Source organism: Larkinella arboricola (genome assembly GCF_003259745.1).
Lineage (GTDB): Bacteria > Bacteroidota > Bacteroidia > Cytophagales > Spirosomataceae > Larkinella > Larkinella arboricola.
The window spans coordinates 753,841-779,185 of the sequence record NZ_QLMC01000002.1 but is presented as its reverse complement, the minus strand read 5'-3'; the positions used below and the strand labels follow the sequence as shown (position 1 = coordinate 779,185).

Here is a 25,345-nt window from a genome sequence, read left to right as displayed (position 1 = left end):
AATGATATTTTACTCTTTAGCGTCCACTAACCTCAATTCAACCCCAAAAGTCGGCGTTTCAAACAAGTCTGTATTGAGCAAGCGGGGCGGGAACCTTTATTTTTACAAAAAATTAAATCCAAATTACAAAGTACGTGACAACGTTTGAAAGACCGAACGACCGATGGCTCCGCTGGATTGGCATCCCGCTGATTGTGCTGCTGGCGAATCTGCTCTACCTGAAAGATGATCAGCACAACCCGGTGTTGTACGCCGGTTGGGTATTTATCGGAATGGCGTATGTCACGCTGGCGTGGGAAGGCTCGGTCAGTTGGGTAGCGTATGTACGCAAACTTTTTCCCGACGCCCGGCATTCGTTCCGGCGCATTGTGATCACCTTTACCGGGTATTTTCTGCTGGCGGTGGTCTGCCAGTCGATGTTTGTGTTTCTGACCGACCTCAGCGGGCTGGCCATCATCCCCATTACGGCCCACGTTTACCGGGCGTACATCGGCATCGGCATTTTCTGCTCGCTGGTGCTGGGCATCACCTACGAAATCATTTATTACCTGCACCAATACCGTCAGGCCGTTGCCGAAGTCGAAGCCATCCAGAAATCCCGGATTCAGGGGCAGTTCGATAGCCTGAAAAGTCAGGTAAACCCCCATTTCCTGTTTAACTCGCTCAACTCCCTATCGGCCCTGATTGCCGAAGATAAGCAGCAGGCCAACCGGTTTCTGGAGGAAATGTCGAGTGTATACCGGTATCTGCTGCAATCGAACGACCGAAAACTGGTGACGCTCCAGACCGAAATCCGGTTTATTGAATCGTTTTTCTATCTGCTGAAAGCGCGCTACGGCCCGGCGATTGAACTGCATACGGCCATTGCTCCCGAACTGCTGGATCATTACCTGCCCCCGTTCAGTTTGCAGATGCTGATCGAAAATGCCATCCGCCATAACATCATCCTGGCCGACCGACCGCTGGTGATCATGCTCCAGGCCGATAGCAAAAAACAGACCGGGACGACGCGCTTGCAGGTCGCCAATAACATTCAGCGCAAAAACATACAGGTCAAGAAGCAGCCGGGCGGATTGACGCAACTCACGGAACGGTTCAAGCTCCTGCGGCTGCCCCGCCCGGTGATTCAGGACAACGGTCGTGAGTTTAGTGTGCACGTGCCACTCATCACGAAAGATGCTGATTTTTTAATAAATTTACCCTGATTTTTCCGTACCAATGTGGGCCTAACATTAAATCGGTATACCCAGAAAGATACCTGGATTGCCCTGGGTATCCTGCCGACTTACTACTTTTTTCTGAACTACATGCTGCTGGGGAAGATTTATCTTCAACGGCTGGATGTTTTTCTGCTTGCTACCCTCTTTACAGCCCTGGTCTGGACACCGGCTTTTTTCCTGCACGCCCTGCCCGCCGTTTACCTGCGCCAGCGCTATCCGCACATTCGTCAGACCTGGATGCGGCTGTGTCTGGCCCTGATCATCCACATGATTATGTCATCGGCGGTGATTACGCTTCTGTTTCATCTGTACGACTGGGTTGACTTTCCGGGGTTTGAATTCAACACGGGCCGGCTTCGGTGGGCGCTCGTTTTAGGCATTGTGGGTAATCTGGTGGCCAACATCGTCCATGAAAGTGTGTATACCTTTGAAAAGTGGTCGCAAACCATCAGCGAGACGGAAAAACTCAAGAAAGCCAATCTGCAAAGTCAGCTGGACAGCCTCAAACAGCAGGTCAATCCGCATTTTCTGTTCAACTCGCTGAACACACTCTCGTCGCTGATTGATGAAGATACCGAGAAAGCCGAACTGTTTATCGAAGAACTGTCGAGTGTGTACCGGTATCTGCTCCAGACCAACGAAAACGCCCTGACCAGCCTGCGCGACGAACTGGCCTTTATTGAGTCGTATTTTCACCTGCTGAAAACCCGGTACGGCAACGGTATTGAACTGGATGTCAGCATTGCCGACGGATACCGCGAAGCCCGGCTACCGCCCCTGACGCTCCAGATGCTGGTCGAAAATGCCGTTAAACACAACATCATCCTGTCGGAACAACCGCTGCAAATCCGGATTGAAACCACCCCGAACGGGCAGTTATCGGTTTCCAACAATGTGCAGCGCAAAAACGTCCGCGTGGCTTCCAACGGCGTCGGGCTTTCCAACATCGCGACGAAATACCAGTTACTCGGGCATAAAGGGCTGGAAATTGACAAGTCCGAAAGCTGTTTCCGGGTTACCCTGCCCCTGATTCCAGTCGAGTCGTAAAGGTATAGGTTCGATAACTTCCGCCGTCCTACCGAACCCAAACCACATCCGGCGCGGGCGGAAGCCCCGGTTCATGACTTACCTGTGCCGCTTCGCCCGGCCAATATGCGGTTTCAACCGGGAGCGATTTGGAAAAAACGGGCCTAATCTGCTATTTGTACAACAATTTAACCTGAACACACGCAAGCCATTTGCCCCTAAAAACAACCCAATTGTATGGATGTACTGGTCATTGAAGATGAAGAACTGGCGGTTCGCAAGCTAACGAAGCTTTTACAGGATGTCGATGATTCCATACGGATTGTTGGCACAGCCGCCAGCGTGCGCGCATCGGTGCAATGGTTGCAGAATAACACCTCGCCCGACTTGATTCTGATGGACATCGAACTGGCGGACGGACAGAGCTTTGAGATATTCGAACAAACCCACGTCGTGTCGCCGGTTATCTTTACCACCTCCTACGACGAATACGCCCTGCGGGCTTTTAAGGTAAATAGCATCGATTATCTGCTGAAACCCATCAAACGCCACGAGCTGGAGGCCAGTCTGGCTAAACACCGGAAACTGCATACCCAGGCCGAACCCGAAACCGGCGGGGGGCGCATGGCCATTGAAGCCCTGGTGCAGCAACTCCGGCAGCAGATTCAGCCGACGGAATACCGCAAACGGTTTCTGGTCAAACACCTGTCGCAATGGATGCCTATTGAAATCTCGGAAATTGCCTATTTTTATTCGGAGGAAGGGATCAGCCTGTTTCGGACCCGCAATAACCAGAAATTTTCGGTCGACTACACCCTCGACGAACTCGAAGCCATGCTGGACCCCACGCAGTTTTTCCGGGCCAACCGGCAGTTCATTGTCGATATCAACTGCGTCCAGCAGATTCATCCTTATTTCAACAACAAACTGAAGCTGACGCTGAAACCGGCGCCGGAAGAGGAAGTGCTGGTCAGCCGCGAACGGGCTACGGAGTTTAAGAAGTGGATGGGAAAATAACGAACGGTTTTACAGCAGTCGTTTGGGCAGTTCAATCAACGGGTTGGGGGTTTCTTCCAGCAGTTGTTTGACCCGTAGCAGGTCGTTGCGAAACTGGCGCTGTAACTGATGAATCAGCAACGGCGCCATCAGCCGCTGCCAGCCTTTCAGCTCCACGCTCAATTCGTAGGTTACCCGGGTTTCCTTGTGAACGCGTTCAAATAACCGCTGCTCCCACAAGTCGACCGGGCTGTTAACGCTTTCGTGGGCCGTCCGCCGGTTGGGTGCAGCCGCCGTCACCTCGGCCAGGATGGTCATCTGCTGGTCGAACAACCGCACTTCCTGGTGAAGTTTCATGCCCGACCGGGCCAACCCCGGCACATTCTGTTTTAATTCATGCAGGTTGCTCCGCCAAAGCAAGTCGTATTCATAACAGCCCAGCAACCCGTAGACTTCCGTTATCGGCAATCGGATCAATTCAGAATGTCGAACGGTAATCATGAATCACGTTAATGTTAGAATACGGGAGGTTGCTCAAGGAGAAAACGGTGTATAAAAGTAAAGAAAAACCGGTCTGTTGACAGTCACTTAGATTCCACGCTGGTACTGCTCACCGATAAACTGCTCGGCTTCGGCCAGCGTCTCGCACAACTGGGTTGGAATAACCGGGTTGCTCTGCTCAAACAAGGCTTCCGACGAGAGTTTTGAGAACAGATCGGGCGACAGAATACTGATGTTGTACCGCACGCCGAGTTCGTAAACCCGGGGGAAATACTCCTGAACAATCCAGTCGATGGCACCCGACCAAGCCACATCAAACTCTTTCGTGTCGTGAACGTGAAACCGGCACCCGCGCTGCTGCCCGACGGTCTGCTGCCAATCCAGCATCGTCAGTGTGGCTTCCATCAGTTCTTCGTCCGTACAGAAGCCAATCCACTTCATCAGGAGATAATTTTTCGCGGGTTCATCTGTGAGAATGGCGTAAACGGCCCCTTCGCTATTGTGTATTCTTTTCAGTTCATTCACGGCAACTTAACTCGTTGAAATCGGCACCTCACATCCCGTCATAACGAACCCGGCGGTACCCCTTGTTGATTACAAATATACGTTCAAATGGCTATACCCGCCCGGTAGCGCCCCAGGGTTTCGGGCGTAATGCCCAGGTAACTGGCGACAAACTCACCGGGAATGCGCTTCAGAACTTTCGGATGCTCCTGCAACAACCGGCGGTACCGGTCTTCGGGAGCATCTTTCAGCAGGGAAGCCTCCCGCCTTTCGACCCGCATCAACTGGTCCTGCAAGAGCAGCGTGGCAAAGCGTTGCCAGGTCGGATAGGTTCGGCACAGGTCCATGACATCGTCGTAATGCAATTCGAGCAGGTGCGTTTCTTCCAGCGTAGCCACATTCACATTGGACGGTTTCTGGGTAAAAAAACCGACGAAAGACCCCAGTAGTGCGTTTTCAAAAACAAATTCTTTGGATACTTCCCAGCCGTCGACTTCGTAGAACAGCCGCCCGCACCCTTTCTCAATGAAGGCAATGGTTCTGCAAAGGTCGCCCGCCCGGACGTAGAGTTCATTGGCAGCCAGCACACGGGGATGAATGATGCGTTCGAGGGCAGCTTTTTCTTCAGCGGTGGGTTTGGTAACTCGTTCAATGTTGAACAGGACGCGCTGCATACGGCTAATATCTTTCAATTTGGGGCTAAAATGGGGAAAACATTACGGAAAAGCAAACCGCTGGGCAGCATACAGCTCCGGTAGAAAGGATTCAAAATTACCGACTTCCTCCACGTTGTGTTTCAGCCAGGCCCATCCCATGTCGCGCGTAAACAGCAACCGGTGCATCAGCGGATTGAGCACCCACTTCCCTACCCGGTTTTCGGCCCCCACCTGCATCCGCGACCGGTACCGCGTTCCTCCCTCCACGGCGATGAAACGGTGGGCCAGCCGAAACACTTCCAGACCCAGAATCCGGCGAATGAGCGTGATGCCTTCCGAATCCAGCTTGATCACGTCCTCCACGCTGTCGATCAGGTGCTTTGGGTTGCCCCCGAAGGCTTCCACAATGCGAAACGATGCCCCGACGCCCGCTCCGCCACCGGGCGCGGGCCGGACCAGTTCCCAGTGAATATGATCAATGGGGTGCCAGACGAGGTAGCGGGGGTATTCGACACCGTTTACCTGCATTGTGCCCCCAATGTGATGAAACCACCAGTTCAGCATATCGGGCGTAACACCCCGGACAATATCGTGCTCAATCCGCAGTTCAAAGCTCCCGTATGGCAGCGTCCGGAACTGGGTGTGGGCGCTTTCGAGCGGTTTTCTTACCCAATTAATCTCCCGTTTGGGAGGCAGTTGCCAGGCCATAAGAGGAGGTTTAAAAATCTACCTTATACAGCGTCTCCAGCTGGCGTTCGTTCACGCTGGCGGGCAGCAGCCGGAACAAGCCGTTTCGGAGGGTGGCCAGCACGGTGTTCTGCCATTGAGCCACCTGCCCAATGCGCCGGGAGTTCTCGATGATGTAGTGCGTGCGTTTCAGGCGCCGTTGCTCAAAGCGTTTGAAGGCATCCGGAACGCGGTCGCTGGTTGCCAGTTCATCCGCCAGCACAACGGCATCTTCGATGGCCTGACAGGCACCCTGGCCCATGTTCGGGGTGGTGGCATGGGCCGCATCGCCGAGCAGTACCACGTTGCCGAAGGCGTAGCGAGACACCGGTTTCAGGTCCAGAATGTCGTTCCAGAGCAGGCTCTCGTCTTTGGTGCGGGAAATAATTTCCGGAATCGGGGCGTGGTAATCCCCAAACTGATCGACCAGATCACGAACCGTAAACGCCCGAAACCGGGGGTCTTTTTCCGGGGCGTTGGCGGTGGCAAACCAGTAAATTTTATGATCGGCCAGCGGCACAACGCCCACCCGTCCCTTCGGCCCCCAGGTTTCGGTGGCTTCCGTCAGGTTCAGACCCGTGCTGTCAACCACCGACCGCCAGGCCGTGTAACCCGCGTAGCGCGGCTGGGAGTCGGGCAGCAATTGCCTGCGGATGGCCGAGTGAATACCGTCGGCGACGATCAGGTAATCCGTCTGGTGAACGGTTCCGTCATCAAAATAAACCAGACTGCCTTTGTTGCTCTGGTCGATGGAGATGGCCCGTTTGCCCAGCACGATCGGGCTACCCGTCAACTGGTCGAGCAAAGCCTGGTGCAGCGCGGCCCGGTGAATGGCGAAGTTGTCGGTGCCGTATTTCCGGCTAACGGCCCGGCTGTCGGTGCGCGTGATGGTCCGGCCCCGTTCGTCAAGAATCACCAGGGCATCCAGTACACGACCGGCGGGCAGCACAGCCTCGGCGATGCCCAGTTTTTGAAAGGCCCGGACGGCATTGGCAGCCAGAGCCAGTCCGGCGCCAACGGCTTTGACGGCCGGAGCCGCTTCAAAGAGCGTGGCCCGAATGCCGATTTTTCGCAGGGCGATGGCGGTGGTCAGGCCCGCAATGCCGCCCCCAATGATGGCAAAACGGTGTTGATTTTTCATTTCAACTCAACGGTTTATGTAGTTGGTGGGTCAAAATTGGGTCAGGTAGCCCGCCGAAACCATGCCAAGTTCAATGAAACGGAAAAAGGCGGATGTGAAGCGGTTGTCTTATCGGATCAGAGGCAGGGTGACGATAAATTCGTCGGCGGTTTCCTGAACGGTAGGCGTCGGCTGCCCCAGCATTTTGTACTTCGTCAGGATATTGAGCAATCCTTTCTTGGTGGATTTCACCCGATCAATAGACTTACGCTGTAGATTATTCCGGACAATGAGCCAACCGTACTCCGTCGTAGAAATATAAATTTTCAGGGGTTCATCGCTCGATACAATGTTGTGCTTAACGGCATTTTCAATCAGCAACTGGAGCGTCAGGGGCGGCAACTGATCATTCAGAAAATCAGCCGCCACCTCGATGGTATACGTGATGCCCCGGCCATAGCGGGTTTGTAGCAGGTGCAGATACGAGTGGATAAAATTCAGCTCCCGGCTCAGGGTAGTCAGCTCAAAATCGTGCGTTTGCAGAATATAGCGGTAAACACTCGCCATTTCATCCACGAACTGCTCGGCTTTGGCGGGTTCATCGACAATCAGGGAAGATAATGAATTGAGTGAATTGAACAGGAAGTGCGGATTCAACTGGGACTGCAACGCCCGCATCTGCACCTCCGACATTTCCTGCCGAAGCTGCTGCACGGCCAGCTCGGCTTCCAGTTGTTTCCGTTCGTGTTTTTCCTGCTGTCGTTCGATTTTTTGTTCCAGCACCGCCGTTCGGATGGCGGCCTGCCGCTGCCGGTAGCCCAGCCCCAGCGAAAAACAGATCAGTTCGAGAATGATACCAATCTGCATGGGGGTGATGGGGGCCTGCCAGAAATACACAATATCGTCCGACCCGGCATCCAGGAACGTCAGGATCATGGCCAGCGTTGCTCCCAGCAGCAGAAACGCCGATCCTACCACGAAATACCGTGCGATGACGTCGTTCAGTTTGATGATTTTATAAATCGCATAGACCGCCAGCCCGATCATGGCAACCCGGATGACATCGTGCGCTATGTTGTACGTGCGCGGATAGGTACCCTCCGCCAGGTAGCAAATCCAGAACTGAAGCAGGCAGTAGGCAATAATGCAAAGGCGGGCGTAGTGCAGCAGCCGGTACAGACCCGGAAGCCGTTTTTGCAAACCAATAAAGGCGTCCGTAAAGCTAAAATAGACCAGATACGCCAGCATGGGCGCACAGACCCGGGCAAAATTCCAGTCGGTTGAGGTGAGGCCCAGCAAGTCGCGGATTTCGGGCACCCGGAAGACGAAATACATCAGCCAGGCCAGCATATACAGCGTATACAAACCATAAATCCGTTCCCGAAACGTCACCCACTGGACAACATTCAGCAGCAGGATCGAAACGACCATACCGATAAAAAGGGGCTGCCAGGTCTCATAGGTCATAGGGAGGACGGGACTTGTTCATTCGTATTCGTACAAACTTATCAAATCCAGACTAAAAAAACCGTCCGGTGACCGAACGGCTTAGTAATCGGACGGCTTCCCTTACCGCGACAGCGCGATCATTACCGCCCCGATTGCCATCAAAACGGCTCCAATAATGAGTTGGGCGTTTACTTTTTCCTTCAGAAACAGAACGGCCAGAATAATTGTAAACACCAGCGACACCTTGTCCAGCGGAGAAGCCCGGGCGGCATCGGTTAGTTTCAGCGCCCGGAACGAAAGTAAGGATGAGATGCAGGTAACCACGCCCCCTATAAGCAGGTATATCCAGACCTTGCGGTCAATGCGGCTGACATCCCCCAGCATTCCCTGCCCGATCACCACGCCCCAGGACACGATCAGGATACAAATTGACTGGATGGCAAAAGCAAGACTGGGATTTACATTTTTAATACCCACTTTCGAAAGCGTTACCACAACAGCCGATGCCAAAGCTGCCAGGAGAGAGAAAAGTACCCACATGTGCTTGATGATAAAATAGTCCCGCAGTAGTTAAGTACAGAAGCCGCCAAAATGATTTAAAATTTGATCGAAAGGAAAGATCTGCGGCAACTCCCTTCTTCATAGGCAACTCTTTAGCTCCTGATATAATACATCTAAAACACACCAAGTAAGTTTCTAAGTAGCTGTAAAACGTTCTGTTTCGATAGTAACTAGCTTTTGCAAAGAAATTTCTGAACAAACAACTCCTTTTAGAAGTTTATAATACAAATAAAATATATCGTTGTTATGAAAATAGCCGTAGAGAAAGGACAGGAAAAAACGGTATTGGCTGATGGCCGACAGCAGGTTACCATTACTGATATTCAGGAAGGGACGAGCGAACACAAAGGTATTCCATTTTTTGCGGTTCGCTTCGAGAACGAAGACGGGTATATATCCCACCGGTTTTACCAATCCTCGGCGGGTATGCCGGCCATCATCGGCTTGTTTGAGCAGGTAGGAATTGAAGCAAAGGAAGGGCAGGAACTGGATACGAAACAACTCCTGGGGAAGCAACTCACCATCGAAGTCGGTGAGCGGTCTTACACCGATCCGGAAACGCAAAACGAACGTACGCTGAAACAGGCCGTTAATTTTCTGGTGAGTTAAGCACTTGCCATGCATAAAAGCCGTTCGCATACGGTCCCCAAAAGCAGAAAGCCCGCAGAACGGTTCGTTCTGCGGGCTTTTCCGTGTAATAAAACAACTCAGCGCAGCTTAGACATTCTGCTTCTGCTTGATCAGGTTCAGCGCCGAACCGGCTTTAAACCACTCGATCTGCGTTTCGTTGTAGGTATGATTCACCTGGAACTCCTGAGTCGTTCCGTCGGCGTGGTTCAACCGAATCGTCAACTGGCCGTTTGGCGTGAAGTTTGTCAGACCCAGAATGTCGATGGTATCATCTTCGCGGATGTCTTCGTAATCGTCCGGATCGGCAAACGTCAGGGCCAGCATTCCCTGTTTTTTCAGGTTGGTTTCGTGAATCCGGGCGAATGATTTCACCAGAATGGCCCGAACACCCAGGAACCGGGGCTCCATGGCAGCGTGCTCCCGCGACGATCCTTCGCCGTAGTTCTCGTCACCCACCACGATTGAACCGATACCAGCCGCTTTGTAGGCCCGTTGAACCGCCGGTACTTCGCCGTACTCGCCCGTCAACTGGTTTTTCACGGTATTGGTTTTTTCGTTGAAGTAGTTGACCGCCCCGATCAGCATGTTGTTCGAGATGTTGTCGAGGTGACCCCGGTATTTCAGCCACGGACCTGCCATCGAGATGTGGTCGGTCGTACACTTGCCTTTTGCTTTGATCAGCACTTTCAGGCCGTTCAGGTCGGTACCTTCCCAGGCTTTGAAGGATTCCAGCAGTTGCAGACGGTCCGAAGTCGGACTAACCACTACCTGAACTCCGCTGCCATCTTCGGCAGGTGCCTGATAACCGGCATCTTCCACGGCAAAACCGCTAACCGGCAACTCGATACCCTGCGGTTCGTCGAGCATCACTTCTTCACCCGCTTCGTTGGTTAGTTTGTCCGTCATCGGGTTGAAGGTCAGGCTACCGGCAATCGCCATCGCCGTCACCAGTTCTGGCGACGCGACAAATGAGTGGGTATTGGCCAGACCGTCATTCCGCTTGGCGAAGTTCCGGTTAAACGAAGTAATAATGGAGTTTTTACGGTTCGGGTCGTCGATGTGCCGCGCCCACTGACCAATACAGGGTCCGCAGGCGTTGGCCAGCACCACCCCGCCAATTTGCTCGAAGGTATCCAGCAAACCGTCGCGCTCGGTCGTGTAACGAACCAGTTCAGAACCCGGCGTTACGGTATATTCCGAATGCGTTTTCAGGTTTTTCGTAATAGCCTGCTGCGCCACGGAAGCCGCCCGGGTCAAGTCTTCGTACGAAGAGTTAGTGCAGGATCCGATCAGACCCACATCCAGTTTTTCGGGCCAGCCGTTTTCTTTCACGGCCTGCGCGAATTTCGACAGCGGCCACGCCAAATCCGGCGTGTACGGACCGTTGATGTGCGGTTCGAGGTCCGACAGGTTGATTTCAATTACCTGATCGTAATACGTAGTCGGATCGGCGTATACTTCGTCATCCGAACGCAGGTACTGACGCACGGCATTGGCAGCTTCGGCTATATCGGCCCGCTCGGTAGAGCGCAGGTAATCGGCCATTTTGTCGTCGTAGGCAAAAATGGACGTTGTGGCCCCGATTTCAGCCCCCATGTTACAGATGGTGGCTTTACCCGTTGCCGACAGGCTATCGGCACCTTCGCCGAAGTATTCCACAATGCAGCCCGTTCCGCCTTTTACGGTCAGAATACCGGCCACCCGCAGAATCACATCTTTGGCCGAAGCCCAGCCCGATAATTTACCGGTCAGTTTTACCCCGATCAGTTTCGGCATTTTGAGCTCCCAGGGCAAACCGGCCATCACGTCGCAGGCATCAGCCCCACCGACCCCGATGGCAATCATACCCAGACCACCGGCATTCGGCGTGTGTGAGTCGGTACCGATCATCAAACCACCCGGGAAGGCGTAGTTTTCGAGCACTACCTGGTGGATAATTCCGGCGCCCGGTTTCCAGAAACCAATGCCGTATTTATTGGAGATTGACGCCAGGAAGTCGTATACTTCCCGGTTTTTATTATTGGCATTTTCAAGATCCTTCGCGGCACCCACTTCAGCCTGAATCAGGTGATCACAGTGAACCGTTGACGGTACAGCCACCTGCGGACGACCCGCCTGCATGAACTGCAACAGGGCCATCTGGGCCGTTGCGTCCTGCATTGCCACCCGGTCGGGAGCAAAGTCAACGTAGTCCTTACCCCGGTTGTACGCCTTTTGCGGAATACCGGCACTGAGGTGAGCATACAATATTTTTTCCGACAATGTGAGGGGACGACCCACCACTTGCCGGGCTGCTTCGACACGTTCGCCAAAACCGTCGTATACGCGCTGAATCATGTCAAAATCAAAAGCCATAGACAGGAGGAATTTAAGCAGTGAATAGAATCATATATCTAACTAGACAACACCCGTTACTGGAAAATGAGTTTCCAAACAAGCGTGTCAAAATTAGGTGATTTTCATTCTAAAATAAAATGAGCCGGCATTTTCGCGATAATTTGTAAACGTTATGAATATTCTGACGGAATTTTTCCCCGAAACACCAGCCGCGATCGGGCCCGACAAATTAGCATCCGGCCCGCGTCCGCTTTTGCCGCAGAAAAAGCCAATCACTCCTGAAACTCAAAGATTAGGCTTCGGTCATATAATACCGTTTTTTTCGGAACGTTTGCCGCCGAAAAATAGTTATCATACCATAAGCACTGCCCGCCGTAATCCGTATTCCCTCCGCTCGATTTGTAAGTATTATGTCTTTTGCTTCTATATTTGGCACGAGACGTGGAAGCCGATTGTCGGCGCAGTTTTAACATTCAACCTGAATTCATATGTCAAAAAACCTGGTTATCGTGGAATCACCCGCGAAGGCGAGGACCATTGAAGGGTATCTGGGTAAAGATTTCGTGGTGAAATCCAGTTACGGTCACGTTCGGGATTTACCCAAAGATGATATGGCGATTGACATCCCCAATGGCTTTCGACCCGTCTACGAAGTCTCTCCTGACAAACGTCAGGTTATCAGCGAATTGAAGAAATTAGCCAAGGAAGCCGAAGAAATCTGGCTGGCAACGGACGACGACCGTGAAGGCGAAGCCATTTCGTGGCACCTCAAAGAAGCGCTGGGTCTGAAAGAAGATACCAAACGGATTGTCTTTCACGAAATCACCAAGAACGCCATTCAGAACGCCATCCAGTCGCCCCGCCGGATCGACATCGACCTGGTAAATGCGCAGCAGGCCCGGCGTGTTCTCGACCGGCTGGTGGGTTTCGAGCTGTCGCCGGTTTTATGGCGCAAAATAAAATCGGGCAGCTCCATGGCGCTGTCGGCGGGTCGCGTTCAGTCGGTGGCTGTTCGGCTCATTGTGGAACGTGAACGTGAGGTAGACAACCACAACACCAAGTCCAGCTACAAGGTGACGGCCCAGTTTCTGGTCGATAACGGCCGGGTGCTGAATGCCGAATTGCCCAAAAGCTTCGCCACCCTGGAGGAAGCCCGGGCGTTTCTGGAAAAGTGCCGGGAAGCCGTTTTCTCCATTAAAAATCTGGAAACCCGGCCCGCCAAGAAATCCCCGGCCCCACCGTTTACGACCTCGACGCTGCAACAGGAAGCTTCCCGCAAGCTGTCGTTCTCGGTGTCGCAAACCATGACGCTGGCCCAGAAACTGTACGAAAGCGGTAAGATTTCGTATATGCGGACCGACTCGACCAACCTCTCGCAGGAAGCCATCGAGAAAGCGAAACGCGCCATCACGAGTGAGTTTGGCGAAAAATACGTGCATACCCGGCAGTACAAAACCAAGTCGGAATCGGCACAGGAAGCCCACGAAGCCATCCGGCCTACGGATTTTTCGGTGAAAGCCGCCGGGTCCGACCGCAACGAACAACGGCTGTACGACCTGATCTGGAAACGCTCGATTGCCTCGCAGATGGCCGACGCGCAACTGGAACGGACCACGGCTACCATCGGTATTTCGACCGCTTCGGAGGAACTGATCGCCCAAGGTGAGGTCATTAAATTCGACGGTTTTCTGAAGGTCTATCTGGAATCGACCGACGACGAGGACGAAGAGAGCAAGGGTATGTTGCCCCCACTGTCCATTGGTCAGGTGCTCAATATGGATCAGATGAAAGCCACCCAGAAGTTCAGCCGCCCGGCCCCGCGATACACGGAAGCCAGTCTGGTGAAGAAACTGGAAGAAATGGGCATTGGCCGTCCGTCCACCTACGCGCCGACCATATCGACAATCATCAAACGGCAGTACGTCGTTAAGGAAGACCGCCCGGGCAAAGAACGGGAATTCAAGGAGTTGACCCTCAAAAAAGGAGATATTCAGGAAAAAACCGGCAAGGAGAACTACGGTTCGGAGAAGGCCAAGCTCTTCCCGACCAACATGGGGCTGGTAGTCAACGACTTCCTGGTTGAATACTTCGAAGGCATCGTTGATTATAAATTTACGGCGAACGTCGAAAAAGAGTTTGACGAGATTGCCAGCGGCAAAATGGGCTGGCAGGACATGATTAAAAACTTCTACGGCGACTTCCACCGCAACGTCGAAACCGTACAGGGCGCGGCTCTGACGGGATCGAAACCGGGCATCCGCGAACTGGGCCTCGATCCGCGTTCGGGCAAGAAAGTTTCCGCCCGGCTGGGGCGCTACGGCGCCTACGTGCAGATCGGAGAAGCTACGGACGAAGATAAACCGTTGTTTGCCAACCTGAAAAAAGGTCAGTTGATCGAAACCATCACGCTGGAAGAAGCCCTTGATCTGTTTTCGCTGCCGCGCGAAGTCGGCTTTTTTGAAGACAAACCGATGGTGATCGGGATCGGAAAATTCGGCCCGTACGTCAAACACGACGATAAATACGTTTCGCTGACGAAAGATGATGACCCCTATACCGTGACGGCAGAACGGGCCATCGAACTGATTCAGCAGAAACGGGTCGAAAACATCAACGAATCCATTGGCGAATTTGAAGGCAAACTGATCACGACCGGCAAAGGCCGTTTTGGTCCGTACATCAAGCACGACGATAAATATATTTCACTGCCCAAAGGCGTGACGCCCGGTAGCCTGACTCCGGAACGGGCCATCGAACTGATTCAGCAGAAGCGGCAGGCCGAAAGCAATAAATACATCAAGGAGTTTCCCGAAAATTCGACGGTGAAAGTGGTCAACGGTATGTATGGCCCCTATATCTCCATCGGCAAACGGAATGTCAAAATCCCGAAAGATGTGGAACCGGCTTCGCTCACACTGGAAGATTGCCTGAAACTGGCGGGTGATACCGGCCCGGAAGAAAAACCCAAAGCCCGGAAGGCAACCAAAGCAGACGCAGCCAGCCCCGTAGCGGCCAAGAAGACACCTGCCAAAAAAACCGTTGCCAAGAAGAAGTAACGGGGTTGCACAGGCTATCGTTTGAAAACCGTTTATACGAATTACAGAAAACCACTCGCCCCGGGCGAGTGGTTTTTCCAATTAGAGCAAGATGAAAAAAGTAGTCGTTTTGTCCGGTGCAGGCATCAGTGCGGAAAGTGGGTTACGAACGTTTCGGGACTCCAACGGTTTGTGGGAAAATTACAAGGTTGAAGATGTCGCTACGCCCGAAGCCTGGGTCCGCAATCCGGACCTGGTGCTGGAGTTTTACAACCAGCGACGCAAACAGGCACTTGACGCTCAACCCAACGCCGGACACCGGGCTCTGAAGCAGCTGGAGCCGTATTTCGATGTCACTATTGTTACCCAGAACGTGGATAACCTGCACGAAAAAGCCGGATCAGCGAAGGTGATTCACCTGCACGGCGAACTGTTTAAATCGCGCAGCACCCGCGACCCCAGGCTCGTGTACGACATTGCGGGGTGGGAACTAAAAAAGGGCGATCACTGCGAAAAAGGTTCGCAGCTCCGCCCGCATATTGTCTGGTTTGGAGAAGCCGTACCGATGATGGATTCCGCCGTTGAAATTGTCCAGCAGGCCGATATTCTGATCATCGTCGGCACCTCGATGGTGGTGTATCCGGCGGCCGGACTGATTGATTTTGCGCGGCCCGGCATTCCTATCTACGTCGTCGATCCGAACGTTCCGGATATTCGCCCGCGTAAAAACCTGACTTTTATTCCGGAGCCAGCCACAACCGGTTTGTCGCGGCTGGCGGAACAATTGATTGCGGCTAATGCAACGGACGGTGTTTGATCATACCGCCCTTCACATCGGCGATACTGTGCTCAATCAAAAAGGCTTTTTCATCCACCTCGCTGATTTTATCTTTTAGGCGGGTAATCTCCAGACGGGTTACCACGGCATAGAGAATGTTGATGTCGTTCTCGCGCATCCCGCGTTTTCCGAAGCCCTTCTCCCCTTTCAGAACGGTTACTCCCCTTGCTAATTCTTCCGTAATGAGTTGCCGCACTTCCTCGTGCCGGTCGGAAACGATCATGACGGCAATGTATTCCTCAATACCGTGTATGATAAAATCAACGGTTTTCGACGCGGAGAGGTAAGTCAGCATGGCGTATAAAGCCGTTTCGACGTTGATAAAAATGGCCGCCGAACCAAAAATCAGGAGGTTGATAACCATAATCACATCACCTACCGACAAAAACGACCGGCGGCTAATGTAAATAGCCAGTACCTCGGTGCCATCGAGCACCCCGCCCCCCCGCATGGCGAGCCCGATACCGGCGCCGAGAAAAAATCCGCCGAAAACGGCAATCAACAGCTTGTCGGTCGTTACCATCGGATACGGAATAAACGCCAGACAGAGGGCCAGCAGGCCGATTCCCGCAGCGGTTTTAAGCGCAAACGTCCAGGAAACCTGCCGGAAACCCATCCAGATAAACGGAATGTTGACGACAACGACCAGAATGGCCAGATCAATACCGGTTTTTAACTGGAGCAGCAGCGAAATCCCGATGACGCCCCCGTCCAGAAAATCATTGGGCAACAGAAACCCTTTCAGGCCCATGCCCGCGCAGAGGACGCCTATAATGATAAAGAATGCTTCTTTTATTTCCCGGTAAACAGCCGAATTCTTCGCTCTTTGTATGCGTTTTTTTACCATGATTGTGTGTGGTTTGTGGACAAGTAGATGGCTTTGAATAAATTAAATAAGGATATAACTCACCTGTCGGGTTCAGTTCGCCGGGCCGCCAAGGGCGCCCGTACTCAATCTGCATCCGGTGAGTCTTACTTAACCGTCCTGAAGGTGACGGCTTTCGGTAATTAAAGGAGAATGGGGTTCAAACCCCGGCTTTTGCCCGCTTCAGGGAGCGTTAATAGCGATCTGATGGCCAAACAACCGCCGGAAATACGCAAAGAAATAGTACGGTGTGCTGGGCTGGCTCATCAGCCGGGGTTCGCGAATCAGTACCCAGATTGCAGGAATAATGGCGAAAAAAGACGGCGGAACCTGGTGCGAAACCACCGGGGTAACGATGGCTTCGTGTACGGTAGAGTGGGTAAACTCGTCGGTCAGATGATCCAGCCGGTCCCGCTCCGGGGAAGCTCCGATGGTGGCCACTTTCAGTTCCGTCCTTCTGTCAATACCGGCCGACGACCCGGCCCAATAGCCAAGCGCCCACCCGATCAGCAGGAGACAGAGAAATGAAAATATGGACCGATGAAACTTCATTAAAGAGTAATTCCGGGACTAAAAAATCGAGGGATACAATGCGGTTTTTACAAGTATAGTGAATTTTTGGGTAAAAAGCCAGTCTGATTCCAAATAATAGGCAAACCCGTATCAGGTCCGGACAAAACCGCTACCTTTGCGTTTTTATTCATTCGACGCATGCAACTCCTTGACGGCAAAGTCCTCTCCCAGCAAATCAAACAGGAACTCGCGGCTGAAGTAGCCGATATTAAAGCACAAGGCGGCAAGATTCCGCACCTGGTCGCCATTCTGGTCGGCACCGCCGGACGCAGCGAAACGTACGTAGCCAGCAAAATGAAAAGCTGCGAAGAAATCGGCATGAAATCGACGCTCATCCGGTTCGACGATTCGGTGTCGGAAGAAGAATTGATCAATGCCGTTCGGGACGTAAACGCAAATCCTGACATGGACGGCCTGATTGTCCAGTTACCTCTGCCCGCGCACGTCTCCGCCGATAAGGTCATGGAAACTATCGACCCGGCTAAGGACGTAGACGGTTTTCACCCGATCAACATTGGCCGGATGGCCAAGGGCTTACCGGCCTACATTTCGGCAACACCACAGGGCATACTGGAAATGCTGAAACGGTATGAGATCGAAACGGCGGGCAAGCATTGCGTGGTGGTGGGCCGCAGCCAGATTGTGGGGCTGCCGATGAGCATTCTGATGCAGCGCAACACCAACCCCGGGAACTGCACCGTTACGCTGACGCACAGCCGCACGCAAAATCTGGCCGAAATCTGCCAATCCGCCGATATTCTGATTGCCGCCCTCGGTCGTCCGGAATTTATCACCGCCGATATGGTGAAAGAAGGGGCCGTGGTGATCGACGTCGGTCTGGAACGCGTACCGGATGCCACCAAGAAAAGCGGCTTTTCGCTGAAAGGTGATGTAAAATTTGACGAGGTTGCCCCCAAAACCAGCTTCATCACGCCCGTACCGGGTGGAGTGGGCCTGATGACCATTTGCTCGCTGATGCAGAATACCCTGAAGGCGGCCCGGAAAGAAGTCTATCCATAACCGACTCCAGCGAACGGTTACACCAACCCGGGTTTCAGGCAGGAAATGCTAAAGATTGACGGTATTGAGAAGCCCCCGGTTCAGGCCGGGGGCTTTTTTGATCTCTTTAAATCCCAATTCCGATCACCAGCGGCTGCACCATCACTTCGCCGGATTTCAGATTGTAAATCGTCCGGACGCCCGCTTCGAGGGGTGTGCGGAGTCGCAGCACGTTGAATACAAACGATAGATCCAGCCCCGTGGTGTAATATTGATCGCCATAAGCAGCCAATGTTCCCGGCGTTCGGGAGCGGCTTTCTCCCCAGGCAAAATCGTAAAAACCGGCGGCTTTCACCCGTTGAATGTAGAGCCAGCGACCGATTGACCAGTGCGGATTGAGCAACGGCAGACGGTATTCGGCGCTGGTGGTCATCAACTGGTCGTGGCTGACGTAGGATTGACCGCGCGGAAAAAACACGGCGGCCGCAAACCGATATGTGCCGCGCATCTGCTCCTGATACCCCGCCCGTAGCCGCAGGGAATGATGTTTGCCAACACCGGGCAGATACAGACCTCCCTGCAACGCCCAGACCTCCCCGCGTAACGCCCCCCCAAACGGCGTGTTGCGCCATACCGCCGAAACGGTCTGCCCCCAACGCGGAGCCACATCCCGTTTGCTCAGTTTCAGCGTTCGGGAATACGATAGACCGTACGACAGACCGTTCAGCACCCGGCCAAACCCAACTTCCGTAATGGGCCGGACTGGCAAGTCATACCCACTCACCTGTTGCAGGTTATAATACGCGGATACGTAGGCACTCTGGTTGTATTTCGACGTGGTAAGCTGCAACGGAATCCGAAAACCGGCCGTCAACTGGTTGTAATTCCACGAATCACTCCGCAGGGAATCGAGCGGTGTACGTTGATCCACGTAAACGGATGTAGACCGACGGCCCCGCTCAAAGCCAACATCAAGGATGGGAAACCAGCCCTGATAACTCAAATTTCCGTAGTAATTAACGGTCCGTTCGGCCTGATTGTAGCCCACGCCCAGCCCAAGCTGGGTTGTACTGAGCAAATCCTGGGATTGCAGTCCGACGGTGCCGCTCTGCCCGTCGGAACTAACCACCGGTCCCCAGCTGTAGATGTTGACGGCATGAAGTAACCGGCTGAACCGGCTTTTGGGGTACTCAACCGACGCGACCAACGAATCGGTCAGGGCCGAACGGACATCGGCGGCTCCCGGTTCCTGAGCAACTAAAGGCCCAAAATACCGTACCGAACCGTCGCGGACCTGCTCTGTTGGCGTCCAGGCAGATGAATCAATCGGCATCTCGGCAATGCGGTAGCCGCCCGCGCGAAAATCGTGAAAACTCAGCTTCTGGCCATCACCGGAAACCGTCGGATGGTAGGCTCCCAAGGGCCGGGAGGTCACCTGATACGTCCGGCCGGTCCGGGTGTTCAGCACGTAAATATTATCAATGCCGGACTGGGGCGAGTTATAGAAAACATACCCTTTCCAGGGCTGCGGATGACTGATGTTCTGGCCCGAAACCGGCATCAAATCGCGCCGGACGCCGGTTTCTGAATCAATGATCTGGATGGTTTTCCCGGCTTTTTTGCGGGTCACGACTACCAGCGTCCGGTTGTCGTCCTGCCAGCGCGGCTGTCCGAAAAAATCGTTCTCGGGATTGTCCAGCACCCGCACTTCCCGCCCCGTTTCCGCATCCAGAATGACCAGCCGGGTCTGGTAGGCTTCGTCGTTCCGGACGGCCACCACCCGTGATCCGTCGGGCGAAAGTGAGGCTACCGAATACCGGCTGTGGTGGCTCAACCGGCGAAGTTTTTGGGTCGTAACATCGTATAGTTTGATTTCGGAATCGATTTTCTGCCCAAACCGTACATCGTACCGGTATTCGGTCCAGCATATTTTTCCGGCGGCCACCGACAGCATTTCGGGGTTGTTGAACAGACCGGGCACGAACACCTTTGTTTCCTTTCCGTTGCGATCCAGCCGCACAAACTGCGTGATGTCGCCCAGACCCGATTTGACGGCAATAACTTCGTGCTCAGAAACATACTGCGGATACTGGTAGTTGGTAAACACCTTCTCCGATGCCTTCACCGGATACGTTACCGCATCGGTCAATCGAAGTCCCTGCTGTTGTTTCCGCCAGGTTTCTTCCACATCGGCCATGGACCGGCGGTAAAGCTCCTCAACGCGGTACTGCGTTGTCTTTTTAATGCCGTTGGAAAACGAAAACGGATACAACGGAAACCGATAGTACCGATTCAGGACCTCACTCCAGGCATCGGCTCCGTACGTTCGTTTGAGATAGGTAGACATAAAGTAACCCAATACGTAATGGTTGGGCACATTATCCCGGTAGGAACCATTGACGGCTTTGGCGTAACTAAACCGCCGGCCAGCCAGCAGATTGGCCCGCATCCCCAGATCAAAATTTGGAATCCGGCCCCGGCCCTCCCCCGTCAAAACCGACTCTGTACCAACAGCATCGCCCTCCCAGAACCAGTCGGGAACGCCCAGTGTCAGGGCGGCCAACGCCGTATTTCCAAACAACGTATATGCAGTACGGGTAAGCCCCTGTAACGCCTTGTCGTACTGAACCACGTGCCGGAATTCATGCACCGCCAGCAGATCAAGCCAGCCAAGGGTACCCGCCAGAAAAGGGTCCTGCGGGGGCGTTGCAAAAAACTCCGACCGCCGGGGCAGCAGCGTCACAAAGCCGTTGCTCAGCATGGTCTGATTCTGTAGAATAACCGACAACCGGCGGGGTTCTTTTTTCAGCGATGCACTGACGGGTTCATACACCTGTTCCAGACGCCGGGCGGTTTGCTGGGCGGTCTGGTCGAACCCTTTCGGATATAAAACCCGAAAATGCGGGGTTCGTAACTGATACCACGGAAGAGAAGGCGGGTTCTGATCGAGAACAGGAAGAGTCTGGGCCGCAGCTGAAAAGGTAATTAGCAGAAAAACCGGCAACCAATAACGCATAAAAGAAGGATACCAAAATCAAAAAAATGTAACCATTAAGGTACTGTAAATAAGATAATCCATTGAATTTAGGCAAAATATGAAATAACAAGTTGGCAATCGTTACGAAAACCGCTATCTTCAATCGCTCAATCCGGGCGTTGTTCTGTGCCCACCGTTTTTTCTATGTTGCCAAATAGACCGTTTACCATTTTAGTTGCCGAGGATGATGAAGAAGATCGGCTGTTATTGGATGAAGCGCTGATGCAAAATGGATTATTCGACTGCGGCCGGTTTGTCGAAGACGGCGATCAGGTCATGGATTACCTCCTGAATTGCATTGGTCCGGATGCCGTCAATCCACTTCCCTCGCTGATTATTCTGGATATCAATATGCCACTCCGCAACGGCCTTGAAACCTTGCAGGCCATCCGGTCCAACAGTCAGTTAAAAAATATTCCGGTGCTGATCATGACTTCGTCGCGGCAGGAGGTTGAGAAAGCCTACCGGATGGGAGCCAATTCCTATCTGGTTAAACCCATTCTGTTTGACGACCTGATCCAGATGATGGGCGACGTTGCCACCTACTGGCGGGATACCGTCAACCTGCCCAATACGGAGTACTAACCGCCGGGTTAGCGCACCATATGGTATAAAACCGACGCCTTAAACCGTATCTCCCTGAAAAGCCGGCTTGGCAGCAGTCCGCCACCCGTATAATACCGGTGAATGATATTTTTGCTATTTCCCTGAAAGTGAAGGGTGTGCAACAGGATTTCTTTTTTCAGAAAGACATTGTAGGCCATCGGAAAACCGTCTTTCATCACAATCTTTTTACGCCCCAGACCAAATTCGTATTCGTCCAGGTTATAATTGGTTGCCATACAGATGTTATGGTCAAACGCCGAATTGTTCATGGATTCGGACAGGTTGCGGATGCGGGTGTGCTCCTCTTCGTAAAAAACGTACAAAGCCGTCATGTCCGAAATGCCGGCACGGTCGTTTTTGATAATCTTCTCGGCCCGAATCTGATCCATAAACGCCATCAGCCGGGGCTCGGTATACAGGTTTATCGCTAACTCGCAGAAAAGACTGATGCCTTCCCACGTCCAGTACGACGAATGACCGGAAGACGAACGAACCCACTGATAATCAGCCCCAACATTAAACCCTGCAATCGACTCATTCAAGCCGGTCTGATCGACGTATTTGGTCAGGTCCGAATAAATCATCACGTCCGAATCCGCCACAAAAACCTGCTGGTAGCCCTCCCGGCGCATGAGTTCCCTGACCAGAAACCAGCGAATAAAGCAGAACAGTTCGTAATTATAGTGGTTGGGCGACGAGTGTTTGTAGACTTGCTCAAACCGTTGGGCCTCTTCGTTCAGCAAGTCCCGAATGTTGTGGTGAATCAGAAACGGAAACCGGTTGTTATCTGCATCTCCCAGCAGGTGAATCGGGCTATCGGGGTTGGAACTTACCGCCTGCCGCAGCGTAAAGTCCAGATAATGACTATAGTTCTGATGAATAAAAACAATGGGAATGCCCGGGCGATCTCCGGCATTCTGGCTGGGTCGGGCGGTGGTTCCCGGGGTGGTACTATACTCAGTTGCAGTCGGAGACGTATTGGTCATAGAAATTTGTTGAGTAAAAGCCGTCACTAAGATAGGTATTCCCTGATACGGACCCAATAATTCAGGCAAACGTTTAAAGATATTTCACGAAAAAATTGATCAGTCTTTTTACCTTGTCTGAATAAGGCGGATAAATCAGATCCAGCACGCCAAACTGCCGGTGGACTACTCCGCGGGCGTTCGAGAACTCCTGAAATCCGTAAAAACCGTTCGATTTTCCGATACCGCTCTGATTGACACCGCCGACCGGCAACTCGGTATGCGCAAAATGAATGAGCGTATCGTTGATGACCGTATTACCCGCCGACGTGCGATCCAGCCAATGGTCTGTCGCCGACGCTGTCTGACTAAACAGGTACATGACCAACGGTTTATCCCGGCCGGTCAGGTACCGCAGCACTTCCTCGCGGGTGTCGTACGGAATGATGGGCAACAGCGGACCAAAAATTTCTTCCTGCATCACCCCCATATTTATACTCACATTTTCCAGCAGCGTCGGTTCAATAAAACGGTCGGCCGGGTCGGTCTGCGCCCCCATTGAAACCGTACAGCCTTTCTCCCGCGCATCGTCCAGCAGGGCCTTCAGACGATCAAAATGCCGGTTATTAATGATCCGCGCGTAGCTCTCCGATGCTTGAACGCCCTTCCCGTCGGCATTGTACATACGCTGGACGGCTTTCCGGATGGCTTCCACCAGCCGGTCTTTTACCAACCGCTGCACCAGCACGTAGTCTGGTGCCACACACGTCTGCCCGCTATTGACCCATTTGCCCCAGGCAATCCGCCGGGCCGTTGCTTCGATATCCGCCGTTTCGTCCACCAGGCAGGGCGATTTTCCGCCCAGTTCCAGCGTAACGGACGTCAGGTTACGGGCCGCAGCCGCCAGCACCTGTTTGCCAACGGCCGTACTGCCGGTAAAGAAAATATGGTCGAATGGCAATTCCAACAGCTTTTGAGCCACCGTGGCATCGCCTTCCACCACGGCCACCTCCTCCTCCGCAAACAGGCTCCGAATCATTTCCCGGATGAAAGCCGTGGTGGCCGGGGTCAGTTCCGACGGTTTCAGGATGGCGGTATTTCCGGCAGCGAGGGCCGAAATCAACGGTTTTATGATTAGATAAAACGGGTAATTCCAGGGGGCGATAATTAGCGTTACGCCTTTGGGCTCATACCGGACGTAACCCGACGTTCCCAGCATTGCCAAAGGAGTTGGCACCGGATGGGGTTTCATCCACTGTTTTAATTGCTGGATGGCCACATTCAGTTCGTTGTTGGTGGCAAATAGCTCCGTCAGTTCCGTTTCTGCCGGGGGTTTCCGAAAGTCGGTGTAGAGGGCCGTGGTCAGACCGGTGCGATTTTTTAGCAGATACGCCTGAATTTTCTTCAGTTTTCCAATTCGCTCCGGCGCTTTTGTCAACGCGACGATGCGGGCGTGCTGGCGTTGCGCATCGAATAACGGCCGGATTGGGGCCTCATTTTCAAGGTTATCCGTAACGATCTCCATCTGCTGACTTACGTTTTTATCAAAAATCAGGTAATAATACAGAAATACTAATATTTTTGTCAAAACACGGTTCCATGAGCATTGTCAGCAACAACATCAAGTACCTCCGTCGACTCAATGGATTAACCCAGGAACAATTTGCCCGGCGGATTGGCATCAAACGGTCGCTTCTGGGTGCTTACGAGGAAGCTCGGGCCAACCCGAATCTCGACAATCTGATGTCGATTGCCCGCGCCTTCAACACCACTGTTGACAACCTCCTGAAGAGTGATTTACGGAAAATACGGGAGACGCCGGACCTGTCTCTGCCTCTGGATCGGCCCGTCGGCCAGACCAGCTTTCCGCCACCGCCCCTGCCCAAAGAAATTCCGGAACCGCAAAATGCGGCTTCGGCTCCGAAAGCCTTAGCAACCGTTCTGGAAAAATATTACCAGTACCCAGCCGCCAAACCGGTTGTAAACGCGCCCAAACCACCCGAACATCCTCAGCAAATCAAACTGGTGTCGCAGCGCATCATTCCCCGACCGGTTTCGATGCATGAAGGGTTCTCCCCGTATCCCGCAAGTTTTAAACAGCCGGAAACCCAGCCGCCAACGTTCAACAACGTATACGAAAACAGCCGCCCCAACGGCCACTCACCCATTGAACGGCAAACCGCCAATGGCCTCGATTCGCACCACAACACGATTCCCTGGGTTCGCAAACGGCAGTTCAATGAATACCTGCAACGGTATCAGCAACCGGATTTTCTGAACCGACTGGCGGTTTTGCAACTGCCGTTCCTGCCGCCCGATCATTACCGGGCGTTTGAAACCGGCGAGGATTTTACGCTGCCCGGGGCGCACCTGATTGGCAAGTTTATTCGAAACTGGTACGAGATTGCCGATAGTAAACTTTATGTCTTGCTGATTCAGAATCAGGGGGTTTTGTGCCGCCGGGTTTTTAATCAGGTCAAGCTGAAAGGTACGCTGCTGCTGACCTCCGACCAACCCGCCATCGGCAGCCGGGAGGTGGCCATCCGCGATGTGCTCGAAGTTTGGGAAGTCACGGCTTTTGTCAGCCAGCAAATGCCCGAAGCGAGTCCATCCCTCGACGGAATCCGGAGTCTGGTTGAAGATCTACGGTATGAGCTGGATCGTATCCAGAAAAAATAAAATGCATTTTTAATTGCCGGTA

General features: G+C 53.1%; 23 protein-coding genes. 10 read left to right on the top strand and 13 right to left on the bottom strand.

The annotated features are described in order from the left end of the window. Window positions 1-134 precede the first annotated feature (134 nt). The 3 genes from LX87_RS10345 (at window position 135) to LX87_RS10335 (ending at window position 3,263) form a co-directional block, all read left to right on the top strand. Window positions 135-1,205 (top strand): sensor histidine kinase, encoded by a 1,071-nt coding sequence (locus tag LX87_RS10345; RefSeq protein WP_111628123.1) that lies wholly within the window; start codon window positions 135-137, stop codon window positions 1,203-1,205. Between the two features lie 15 nt (window positions 1,206-1,220). Beyond that, window positions 1,221-2,267 (top strand): sensor histidine kinase, encoded by a 1,047-nt coding sequence (locus LX87_RS10340; protein ID WP_229310614.1) that lies wholly within the window; start codon window positions 1,221-1,223, stop codon window positions 2,265-2,267. Between the two features lie 216 nt (window positions 2,268-2,483). After that, a complete protein-coding gene (locus LX87_RS10335; RefSeq protein WP_111628122.1) occupies window positions 2,484-3,263 on the top strand; it encodes a LytR/AlgR family response regulator transcription factor in 780 nt (259 codons plus the stop codon). Between the two features lie 9 nt (window positions 3,264-3,272). On the opposite strand, the gene LX87_RS10330 is transcribed toward LX87_RS10335, so the two are convergent. The 7 genes from LX87_RS10330 to LX87_RS10300 form a co-directional block, all read right to left on the bottom strand. Next, window positions 3,273-3,743: an SRPBCC family protein gene (locus LX87_RS10330; protein ID WP_111628121.1), complete on the bottom strand. Its 471-nt coding sequence runs from the start codon at window positions 3,741-3,743 to the stop codon at window positions 3,273-3,275. A gap of 87 nt (window positions 3,744-3,830) precedes the next feature. Then, window positions 3,831-4,184, bottom strand: a complete 354-nt coding sequence (locus LX87_RS10325; protein WP_229310613.1) for a hypothetical protein — start codon at window positions 4,182-4,184, stop codon at window positions 3,831-3,833. Window positions 4,185-4,351: 167 nt separating this feature from the next. Further along, entirely contained in the window at window positions 4,352-4,921 is a 570-nt protein-coding gene (locus LX87_RS10320; protein ID WP_111628119.1) for a Crp/Fnr family transcriptional regulator, read from the bottom strand. 42 nt (window positions 4,922-4,963) lie between these two features. Further along, on the bottom strand, window positions 4,964-5,611 hold the full coding sequence (locus tag LX87_RS10315; RefSeq protein WP_111628118.1) for a DAPG hydrolase family protein: 648 nt from the start codon (window positions 5,609-5,611) through the stop codon (window positions 4,964-4,966). A 10-nt stretch (window positions 5,612-5,621) separates the two neighbouring features. After that, window positions 5,622-6,770 carry an FAD-dependent monooxygenase gene (locus LX87_RS10310; protein ID WP_111628117.1) on the bottom strand — a complete coding sequence of 383 codons (1,149 nt, stop codon included), beginning with the start codon at window positions 6,768-6,770 and terminating at the stop codon, window positions 5,622-5,624. A 108-nt stretch (window positions 6,771-6,878) separates the two neighbouring features. Then, on the bottom strand, window positions 6,879-8,216 hold the full coding sequence (locus LX87_RS10305; protein WP_111628116.1) for a sensor histidine kinase: 1,338 nt from the start codon (window positions 8,214-8,216) through the stop codon (window positions 6,879-6,881). A gap of 102 nt (window positions 8,217-8,318) precedes the next feature. After that, entirely contained in the window at window positions 8,319-8,738 is a 420-nt protein-coding gene (locus LX87_RS10300; RefSeq protein ID WP_111628115.1) for an EamA family transporter, read from the bottom strand. Between the two features lie 267 nt (window positions 8,739-9,005). Here LX87_RS10300 and LX87_RS10295 point away from each other — a divergent pair, with 267 nt between their 5' ends. Continuing rightward, window positions 9,006-9,368 (top strand): hypothetical protein, encoded by a 363-nt coding sequence (locus LX87_RS10295; RefSeq protein WP_111628114.1) that lies wholly within the window; start codon window positions 9,006-9,008, stop codon window positions 9,366-9,368. Between the two features lie 108 nt (window positions 9,369-9,476). On the opposite strand, the gene LX87_RS10290 is transcribed toward LX87_RS10295, so the two are convergent. Continuing rightward, window positions 9,477-11,744, bottom strand: coding sequence for an aconitate hydratase (locus LX87_RS10290; protein WP_111628113.1), 2,268 nt, complete (start codon window positions 11,742-11,744; stop codon window positions 9,477-9,479). Window positions 11,745-11,898: 154 nt separating this feature from the next. Between LX87_RS10290 and LX87_RS28565 the strand changes: the two genes are divergently transcribed. The 3 genes from LX87_RS28565 to LX87_RS10280 all read left to right on the top strand — a co-directional run bounded on the left by LX87_RS28565 (window position 11,899) and on the right by LX87_RS10280 (window position 15,578). Further along, entirely contained in the window at window positions 11,899-12,267 is a 369-nt protein-coding gene (locus LX87_RS28565; protein ID WP_146624471.1) for a hypothetical protein, read from the top strand. Next, window positions 12,215-14,782: a type I DNA topoisomerase gene (gene topA / locus LX87_RS10285; protein WP_111628112.1), complete on the top strand. Its 2,568-nt coding sequence runs from the start codon at window positions 12,215-12,217 to the stop codon at window positions 14,780-14,782. Before LX87_RS28565 ends, topA begins: the two co-directional genes overlap by 53 nt. Before the next feature lie 91 nt (window positions 14,783-14,873). Continuing rightward, entirely contained in the window at window positions 14,874-15,578 is a 705-nt protein-coding gene (locus LX87_RS10280; RefSeq protein ID WP_111628111.1) for an SIR2 family NAD-dependent protein deacylase, read from the top strand. Here the strand turns inward: LX87_RS10280 and LX87_RS10275 are convergent. Continuing rightward, a complete protein-coding gene (locus tag LX87_RS10275; RefSeq protein WP_111628110.1) occupies window positions 15,556-16,446 on the bottom strand; it encodes a YitT family protein in 891 nt (296 codons plus the stop codon). The genes LX87_RS10280 and LX87_RS10275 overlap by 23 nt on opposite strands. A gap of 201 nt (window positions 16,447-16,647) precedes the next feature. Next, entirely contained in the window at window positions 16,648-17,016 is a 369-nt protein-coding gene (locus LX87_RS10270) for a hypothetical protein (protein WP_111628109.1), read from the bottom strand. A gap of 159 nt (window positions 17,017-17,175) precedes the next feature. Here LX87_RS10270 and LX87_RS10265 point away from each other — a divergent pair, with 159 nt between their 5' ends. Further along, window positions 17,176-18,057 carry a bifunctional 5,10-methylenetetrahydrofolate dehydrogenase/5,10-methenyltetrahydrofolate cyclohydrolase gene (locus tag LX87_RS10265; protein WP_111628108.1) on the top strand — a complete coding sequence of 294 codons (882 nt, stop codon included), beginning with the start codon at window positions 17,176-17,178 and terminating at the stop codon, window positions 18,055-18,057. Window positions 18,058-18,163: 106 nt separating this feature from the next. Here LX87_RS10265 and LX87_RS10260 read toward each other — a convergent pair whose 3' ends face one another. Continuing rightward, the gene (locus LX87_RS10260; RefSeq protein WP_111628107.1) at window positions 18,164-21,052 is read right to left on the bottom strand and encodes a hypothetical protein; all 2,889 of its coding nucleotides are present in this window, start codon (window positions 21,050-21,052) and stop codon (window positions 18,164-18,166) included. Between the two features lie 165 nt (window positions 21,053-21,217). On the opposite strand from LX87_RS10260, the gene LX87_RS10255 reads away from it, so the two are divergent. Beyond that, window positions 21,218-21,658, top strand: a complete 441-nt coding sequence (locus LX87_RS10255) for a response regulator (RefSeq protein ID WP_111628106.1) — start codon at window positions 21,218-21,220, stop codon at window positions 21,656-21,658. Window positions 21,659-21,666: 8 nt separating this feature from the next. Here the strand turns inward: LX87_RS10255 and LX87_RS10250 are convergent, their stop codons facing one another. Both LX87_RS10250 and LX87_RS10245 read right to left on the bottom strand, forming a co-directional pair. Beyond that, complete coding sequence (locus tag LX87_RS10250; RefSeq protein ID WP_111628105.1) at window positions 21,667-22,665, bottom strand: hypothetical protein; 999 nt, start codon at window positions 22,663-22,665, stop codon at window positions 21,667-21,669. A gap of 73 nt (window positions 22,666-22,738) precedes the next feature. Further along, the gene (locus LX87_RS10245) at window positions 22,739-24,232 is read right to left on the bottom strand and encodes an aldehyde dehydrogenase family protein (RefSeq protein ID WP_229310612.1); all 1,494 of its coding nucleotides are present in this window, start codon (window positions 24,230-24,232) and stop codon (window positions 22,739-22,741) included. A gap of 11 nt (window positions 24,233-24,243) precedes the next feature. On the opposite strand from LX87_RS10245, the gene LX87_RS10240 reads away from it, so the two are divergent. Beyond that, window positions 24,244-25,323, top strand: coding sequence for a helix-turn-helix transcriptional regulator (locus LX87_RS10240; RefSeq protein ID WP_111628104.1), 1,080 nt, complete (start codon window positions 24,244-24,246; stop codon window positions 25,321-25,323). Window positions 25,324-25,345 lie beyond the last annotated feature (22 nt).